6 protein-coding genes and 2 pseudogenes are annotated in these 5,495 nt (G+C 64.3%); 6 read left to right on the top strand and 2 right to left on the bottom strand.

Annotated elements, in window-relative coordinates:
- The 5 genes and pseudogenes from EOA33_RS40720 to EOA33_RS22460 all read left to right on the top strand — a co-directional run.
- Window positions 1-132: pseudogene (locus EOA33_RS40720) on the top strand (flagellar motor switch protein FliM); the annotation flags it as partial.
- Window positions 133-165: 33 nt separating this feature from the next.
- Window positions 166-555, top strand: a complete 390-nt coding sequence (gene fliN, locus EOA33_RS22445) for a flagellar motor switch protein FliN (protein WP_126058498.1) — start codon at window positions 166-168, stop codon at window positions 553-555.
- Window positions 556-598: 43 nt separating this feature from the next.
- Window positions 599-1,615 (top strand): flagellar motor switch protein FliG, encoded by a 1,017-nt coding sequence (locus EOA33_RS22450; RefSeq protein ID WP_127406622.1) that lies wholly within the window; start codon window positions 599-601, stop codon window positions 1,613-1,615.
- 21 nt (window positions 1,616-1,636) lie between these two features.
- Window positions 1,637-2,719, top strand: coding sequence for a flagellar biosynthesis protein FlhB (gene flhB, locus EOA33_RS22455; protein WP_127406623.1), 1,083 nt, complete (start codon window positions 1,637-1,639; stop codon window positions 2,717-2,719).
- A complete protein-coding gene (locus EOA33_RS22460; protein ID WP_127406624.1) occupies window positions 2,716-3,150 on the top strand; it encodes a hypothetical protein in 435 nt (144 codons plus the stop codon). The genes flhB and EOA33_RS22460 overlap by 4 nt, the downstream gene beginning before the upstream one ends.
- A gap of 118 nt (window positions 3,151-3,268) precedes the next feature.
- Here the strand turns inward: EOA33_RS22460 and EOA33_RS22465 are convergent, their stop codons facing one another.
- On the bottom strand, window positions 3,269-4,039 hold the full coding sequence (locus EOA33_RS22465; protein WP_127406625.1) for a helix-turn-helix transcriptional regulator: 771 nt from the start codon (window positions 4,037-4,039) through the stop codon (window positions 3,269-3,271).
- Window positions 4,036-4,740 carry a helix-turn-helix transcriptional regulator gene (locus tag EOA33_RS22470; RefSeq protein WP_127406626.1) on the bottom strand — a complete coding sequence of 235 codons (705 nt, stop codon included), beginning with the start codon at window positions 4,738-4,740 and terminating at the stop codon, window positions 4,036-4,038. Before EOA33_RS22470 ends, EOA33_RS22465 begins: the two co-directional genes overlap by 4 nt.
- Window positions 4,741-5,196: 456 nt before the next feature.
- Between EOA33_RS22470 and EOA33_RS22475 the strand changes: the two are divergent.
- Window positions 5,197-5,495 (top strand): annotated as a pseudogene (locus EOA33_RS22475) (hypothetical protein); the annotation flags it as partial.

Consider the following 5,495-nt stretch of genomic DNA (forward strand, 5'->3'; position numbering starts at 1 on the left):
GCGCGGCTCAGCGCGCGCGACAAGACGCTGTTCGTCTGCGAGTTCGGCAAGCTCGGCCAGAATTACACCGTCCGCGTCCGGCATCCCTACGATGCCGGACAGGATTTCATCGACGGGCTGATGCCGGGCTGACGCCGGGTGGCCTGACCTTTTTGGAGACGACGCATGGCAAAGACGAAGGTGGAAGCCGAACCCGATCAGCCGGACGAGCAGCTCGATCGCGCCATCGAGGAGCTGCGCGGCGTCCTCAAGGAAGAGGAGAAGCGCCCGGACGTTGCCTACAGGGCGGCTTCCGGCGGCGCCAATTCCAGCATCATCATGGCCATTCCGGTCGACGTGCAGATCATCCTCGGCAGCACCGAGATGCCGGTGTCCGAGCTGATGGCGCTGCAGAAGGGTTCGACCGTGGCGCTCAACCGGCGTATCGGCGAGCCTGTCGACGTGGTGGTCAACGGCCGCAAGATCGCCCGCGGCGAGATCACCGTGCTCGAAAGCGACCCGTCGCGCTTCGGCATCAGGCTGACCGAAATCATCGCCGCCACCAAGAGCGCGTAGGCTTGGCCGGCGTGCACCGCCATCGACCGCAGGGACAGACAGCATGACGACGCTGACCACGCTGACGCGCCCGCAAAAGGCAGCCGCCATTCTGGTGGCGATGGGCAAGCCCTCAGCCAGCCGGCTCCTGAAATTCTTCAAGCAGGAAGAACTGAAGGCACTGATCGAAGGGGCGCGCCTGCTGCGCACGATCCCGCAGAGCGACCTCGAGCGCATCGTCGCCGAATTCGAAGCCGAATTCACCGAGGGCGCGGGCCTGCTCGATTCCGCCGACCGGATGGACACCATCCTCAACGAATCGCTGTCGCCGGAGGAAATGAGCGCCATCATGGGCGACAAGAGGTTCGAGGTGGCACCCGAGGGCCCGCCGCCGATCTGGCCCGACCTCGAGAAGCTGGAGCCCGGCCGCCTCGGCGCCTTCCTGTCCGGCGAGCACCCCCAGACATCGGCCATGGTGCTGTCGAAGCTTTCCTCGCAGATAACGGCCAACGTGCTGTTGACGATGGAGAAGCCCGTCCGCAGCGAGATCATCAAACGCATGGTCACATTGGCCACGGTTCCGGATGCGGCCGCAAAGATCGTCGAAAGCCAATTGCGCAGCAGCCTGCTGTCGCAAACCGCGACGAAGGATATCTCGGCCGGACAGGCGCGTGTCGCCAGCGTGCTCAACGAAATGGACAAGCCTCAGCTCGAAGAGGTCATGCACGATCTGGAGGAGGCCGGCACGCCGGATCTCGACGGCGTCAGGTCGCGGCTGTTCGCCTTCGACGATTTGCCGCTGCTCGCCCAGAAGGCACGGGTGCTGCTGTTCGACGGGCTGTCGACCGAACTGGTCACGCTGGCGCTGCGCGGCGCGCCGCCGGCACTCACCGAATCGGTGTTGTCGGCGATCGGCGCAAGGTCGCGGCGCATGATCGAATCCGAACTCGGGCAGGGGTCCGAAGGCATCGCGCTGGCCGACATCATGGCGGCTCGCAAGACAATCGCGGTGGCGACGATCCGCCTGTCGCGTGAAGGGGCGTTCGAACTCCCTTCCTCGTCGCAGAGCGAAGCGGCCTGATGGCGGCTCGGTTAGCACGCCATGGCTGAATCGGTCGACAAGGACACCAAAACCGAGGAAGCGACAGAAAAGAAGATCCGCGACACCGTCGAACAGGGCAAGCTGCCCCATTCGCGCGAAGCGGCGATCTTCACCTCCTTCGTCGCAATATTGGTGTTCACCGTCTTCTACGCCAAGGACGCCATCATCGATCTCGGCATGTTCTTGTCGATGTTCCTGGAGAAGCCCGAAGCCTGGCCGATGGATACCGAGACCGACGTCATCGCGCTCTACAAGACAGTCATCTTCGAGATCGGCCGCGCCGTCGTCAGCCTGCTCGTGCTTTTGGTGGTGGCCGGCGTCGGCGCCTCGGTGTTCCAGAATATGCCGCAGTTCGTCGGCGAGCGGGTCAGGCCGCAGCTGTCGCGCATCTCGATCGCCAAGGGCTGGAGCCGCATGTTCGGCGTGCAGGGCCTTGTCGAGTTCCTGAAGTCGCTGGGCAAGCTCGGCTTTGCCGTCGTCGTGCTCGGCTTCACGTTGTCGGAGGACCACCGCAGACTGCTTGCCGGCATGATCACCAACCCGGTCGCCTTCGGTCTCGTCATCAGGAGCATCGCCGTCGACATATTGGTGGCGATCGTTTTCGTCATGGGGCTGATCGCGGTGGCCGACTTTGTCTGGTCGCGCTTCCACTGGCGGCGCGACCTGCGCATGAGCAAGCAGGAAATCAAGGACGAGATGAAGCAGTCCGAAGGTGATCCGATCGTCAAGTCGCGGCTGAGGTCGCTGGCGCGTGATCGTGCGCGGCGGCGCATGATGACAGCGGTGCCGCGCGCCACGCTGATCATCGCCAATCCGACGCACTATTCCATCGCGCTGAAATACGTCCGCGAGGAGGATTCCGCGCCCATGGTGCTGGCCAAGGGCCAGGATCTTGTGGCGCTCAAGATCCGCGAGATCGCCAGGGAGCACAACATCCCGATCTTTGAGGATGTGGCGCTCGCGCGCTCCATGTACAAGCAAGTTTCGGTTGATAGCGTAATCCCGTCGCAATTTTACCAGGCCGTCGCCGAGCTGGTGCGGATCGTCTATTCGAAAAAGGCTGAGCGCAGACTGACCTCATGAACCGGCAAGCTTACGCAAAATCCCGCGAGATCATCGTCGCCAACGCCATCGAGGAGGTGATCACCGAACTCAGGCTGATCGACGTCGCCGACTATATCGCCTTCATCCGGCTCGAGCATTTCGCCTGCCTGTCGGATCTGGTGGATTCGGCGGCCGAACTGTTCTTCATGCCGGGCACGCTCAGGCTCGGTCACGGCGGCGAAGCCCATGTCGACTGGAGCGGCAGTCCGCGCATCGTGCTCGACCTCGAGCTCAGGCCACCCGGCGTGACCGTCTATTTCCAGCTGACGTTGAGCGGAGACAAGGACCATGTCGTGGTCAACTACGTGTCGTTCGAAAAGCCCGGCGAGAATCCCGAGCACAACACCGCGCTCCTGGAAGCAGTGATCGAACAGGCGCGCATCCGCAGGACCGAGACGATCGCTTACTGAAATCTGCCTTGAGGGAAGCAAAGCGCGGCGGTGATGGACCGCGCGCGGTTTGGCATGCCGTGGCCCTCGCGGTCGCGCAGGTTCGGCCGGTCCGTGCTCGGAGCCTTCGCGGGACGATCTATTCGATGAGGCCGAGCCGCAGCGCCTTGGCCACCGCCTGGTTGCGGTTGACGGCGTTGAGCTTCTGCGTCGACTGGGTCAGGTACTGGTTGGCGGTGTGCACCGACAATTTCAGCAGCTTGGCGATCTCCTCGCTGGTGTTGCCGTTGGCGGTCAGCTTCAGACATTCGAGCTCGCGCTTGGAGATCGAGCGCATCCGGCTGGTGTCGGTCGGACGGATGCGGGCAACCGCGGCAAACAGCGAGAAGCAGCGGGCGTGGATCTCGTAGAGCGCCTCCTGCGGCAGGGCGATGTCCGGCCCGAGGAAGATGACCAGCCCGCACTGGCCGCGGTCGGCATGGACGGGAAAGGCGATGCCGTTGGTGCCGGGCGCGAGCGGCGCCGTCCTCTCGGACCAGGCAAGATCCTGGAAGACCTGCTGCGAGCTGGCGATGCCGTCGTCCACCCACCAGCGCGGCGCCGTCGAGATGCGGGTGTGGCGCACCATCTCCTCGCCATTGGCGCCGGAGATGAATTTGGTGGCCACGGAGGTGCCGGGGTAGTCCGAATCGAAGCTTGGCACGAGGCGGGCCCGTTCCAGCGAAGGGCTGACGAAGAACAGGCCGAAAGCCCCGGCGTTGATGTCGACGGCGATCCAGCGGCAGCGGCGCACGGCGTCCGGAATGGTGACGGCGTGGTGCGTTTCGGAGCCGAGCGAGAAGGCGCCGAACGGGCTGCGCTGCTCGTTGAAAAGGGCCTCGGCTGCCTCCTTGACCTGTGCCTGTTTCAAATGATGCCGCTCCTGATCGCCGTCGCGATGGCCATCGCGCGGTTGCTGGCCGCGAATTTCTGGATCGCGTGGGTGATGTAGCTGTTGACTGTGTTCGACGAGACGCCGAGGATCAACGCGACCTCGTCGGTGGTCTTGCCCTCCGACACCCAGAACAGGCATTCGCGCTCGCGGTCGGACAGCGGGTCCTGCATGGCGGCGGCGGCGATCAGCTGCGGGATGTCGGACAGCGCATAGCAGCACTTCAGCTGGGCTTTCATCAGTGCCGGCTGGTCGATCTTGCCGACCTCGGCGGCCGAAAACAGCGCGAACAGGCGCTGGCGACCGACATTCAGCCGCAGCGAGTAGATCTCGGCGTGGCCGAGCACATCGAGCAGGCGGGCCTCCTCGCCGCTCAGCAGCGCGCCGGCATCGGGCGCTTGGGCAGCCACCAGCGGCCTCGGGCGGTTGCCGGGCGACGCGGTCAGCGGCCCTTGGGCGAGGCCGGCTATCAGCCGTTTGCCGATGAGCTCGATGGCGTCGAATATCCAGTTGGAGGACACGATGCGGGCATCGCTGCGATCCTGGTCGTGGATGATGGCGACGAGCATGTAGCTGTCGGCGCCGATCTCGGCGGCAAGCTGCATGAAAAAGCTGGTGAGGTCGCCGCGAGACGCCAGGCGCGATGGTTCGGATTGGAGAAGCGCGGCGGGACTGCTCATTTTATGCTTTGGCCGGAATCGATCCATGTGCCCGGTGCTGGTGTCGCCAGCGGCCGAACCCGAAATACGCGTCACTGTCACGAAGACACACTCAAGGCGCGGTCAGCGCCCAACCAGGTCGGAATCCCTACAGGGAACGCGAAGCCGTCCGCGTCTGGTGCCGGCCGAGTGCCGGAACTTGAGACTTTGGGTGGTCGCCGCGCCCCCCGAGGACCGGCTGATTCGGGTCTAATCTACCCGTAGATGAATCCGACATCAAACGCGATTTGACAAAATCGAATCCGGTGGACTCGGATCGCGACTCAGGGGCCGTTTCGCGCTGCTTTCAACCGGTCTCTTCGATGGAAAAACGGGGGCAGGTGCCGGGCCGCCATATCGGGGCGCGGCCGATTCGGCTAGGATTCGCATGGCGGCAATGGATGGGCCTCCGTTGCCGGTGGTCTTGCGGGGGAAACGATGAGCGATTCATTCCAGGAAGTGACGTCCGTCTCGTGGTTCGGACGGATCAAGCGCGCGGTCGGCGGGGTGGTCTTCGGCCTGATCCTGATCGTGCTGATGGTGATCGGTCTGTTCTGGAACGAAGGCCGCGCGGTGCAGACGGCGCGCTCGCTGGCGGAAGGCGCCGGCACCGTCGTCTCGGCCGGCGTCGACAAGATCGACGCCGGCAATGACGGCAGGCTGGTGCATGTGACTGGACCGGTGACGGCCGACAGCGGTCTTGCCGATCCGGATTTCGGCATTCAGGCCGAGGGGCT

The sequence above is a fragment of the Mesorhizobium sp. M4A.F.Ca.ET.050.02.1.1 genome (assembly GCF_003997725.1).
Lineage (GTDB): Bacteria > Pseudomonadota > Alphaproteobacteria > Rhizobiales > Rhizobiaceae > Mesorhizobium.

Coding starts and splice junctions, on each gene's coding strand:
- fliN (WP_126058498.1), top strand. CDS start 166: ATGGCAAAGACGAAGGTGGAAGCCGAACCCGATCAGCCGGACGAGCAG.
- EOA33_RS22460 (WP_127406624.1), top strand. CDS start 2,716: ATGAACCGGCAAGCTTACGCAAAATCCCGCGAGATCATCGTCGCCAAC.
- EOA33_RS22470 (WP_127406626.1), bottom strand. CDS start 4,740: ATGAGCAGTCCCGCCGCGCTTCTCCAATCCGAACCATCGCGCCTGGCG.
- flhB (WP_127406623.1), top strand. CDS start 1,637: ATGGCTGAATCGGTCGACAAGGACACCAAAACCGAGGAAGCGACAGAA.
- EOA33_RS22450 (WP_127406622.1), top strand. CDS start 599: ATGACGACGCTGACCACGCTGACGCGCCCGCAAAAGGCAGCCGCCATT.